At 61.2% G+C, this 1,393-nt stretch carries 1 protein-coding gene; it reads right to left on the reverse strand.

The genetic code is table 11. The features are described 5' to 3' along the window. Positions 1 to 48 precede the first annotated feature (48 nt). Positions 49 to 1,266, reverse strand: a complete 1,218-nt coding sequence (locus tag OC610_RS27445; protein ID WP_264432592.1) for a methyl-accepting chemotaxis protein — start codon at positions 1,264 to 1,266, stop codon at positions 49 to 51. Positions 1,267 to 1,393 lie beyond the last annotated feature (127 nt).

A 1,393-nucleotide genomic window follows, 5' to 3' on the forward strand; every position in this document is an offset into this window, starting at 1 on the left:
AGCTCCTACAGAGCCCAGTGGGGGCGAGCGTACCCCTTATTCAGGAGGTCAAAGTTTCAACTGCCCGATCGCCTTGTTCAATTCTCCCGCCAATGTCGCCAGTTCATGACTGGTGGTCGCCGACTCCACGGTCTGGCGCACAGTGTTTTCGGTCACGTCGCGAATACTCACCACCACCCGGTTCATTTCTTCGGCGACATGGCTTTGCTGTTCGGCCGCGACGGCGATCTGGGTGTTGCTCTCGCGCATCTGCGCCACCGCCTCGGTGATCTGCGCCAATGCGTCGCCGGCCTCGCAAGCCTGCTGCACGCAATCGTCGGCCTTGTGCGAACTTTCCTGCATGAAATCCACCGCGTCGCGGGTCCCGGCCTGCAGGGCCGAGACCATGGTGGTGATTTCATCCGTCGAGGCCTGGACTCGCTTGGCGAGGTTGCGCACTTCATCGGCCACCACGGCAAAGCCCCGTCCCATCTCGCCGGCACGGGCCGCTTCGATGGCGGCATTGAGGGCCAGCAGGTTGGTCTGCTCGGCGATGCTGTGGATCACGCTGACCACACCGTTGATTTTCTGGCTGTCTTCGGCCAGGCGCTGGATCATTTCGGCGGTCTGCTGGACGCCGGTAGACAGCCCGGTGATCGATTGCTGCACGCGGCTGACCACTTCGCGACCATTGCCGGCCAAGGCGTCGGTGGTTTTCGACAGGTCGCGGGTGGCGCCGGCGTGCTGGGCGATGTGATAAACCGTGGCCGACATCTCGTTGATCGCCGTGGCGGCCTGATCGGTTTCGCTCTGCTGGCCGAGCATGCCGTGGCGCACTTCGTTCATGCTCGACGCCAGCCGAGCGGCGCCGCTGTCTAGTTGCCGTGCGGTGCTGGCAACGGTGTCGACCACGCGTTGATAACCGGCCTGCATGGCATTGAACGCCGCGGCCATCTGGCCCACTTCGTCCTTGCAGGCCAACGGCACACGGGCAGACAGGTCACCGGTTTTCTCTACGTGCAGCATCACGTCCTTCAAGGTATTGAGCTGGCTGAGCAGAAAGCGGATCAGCAATTGCGACGCGCCCAGCATCGCCAGCATCAGCACGAACACGGCCATGGCGTATTGGCTGAAGCGTTCGGCGAAGACCTGGCCCAGGCTCACCCCACGGACTTGCTGTTCAAGGTGCATGGCATAGAGCACCAACAACAACGTTGTGGCGAAGGCGACGGCGTTGACCGCCCAGAATTTGTATTTCAGCGAAATATTGCTAAGCCAGGCACCCATGGAAGGTCTTCTCTGATAGCGGAAACAGTTTTGGCAAGGTGCCATTATTTTGCTGCTATTCGGAGGGCTGGGTTTTGATGTGGGTCAACGAACGCCGAAACCCACTTGTGGGAGCGAGCTTGCTCGC

It is taken from the genome of Pseudomonas agronomica, assembly GCF_025917275.1.
GTDB lineage: Bacteria > Pseudomonadota > Gammaproteobacteria > Pseudomonadales > Pseudomonadaceae > Aquipseudomonas > Aquipseudomonas agronomica.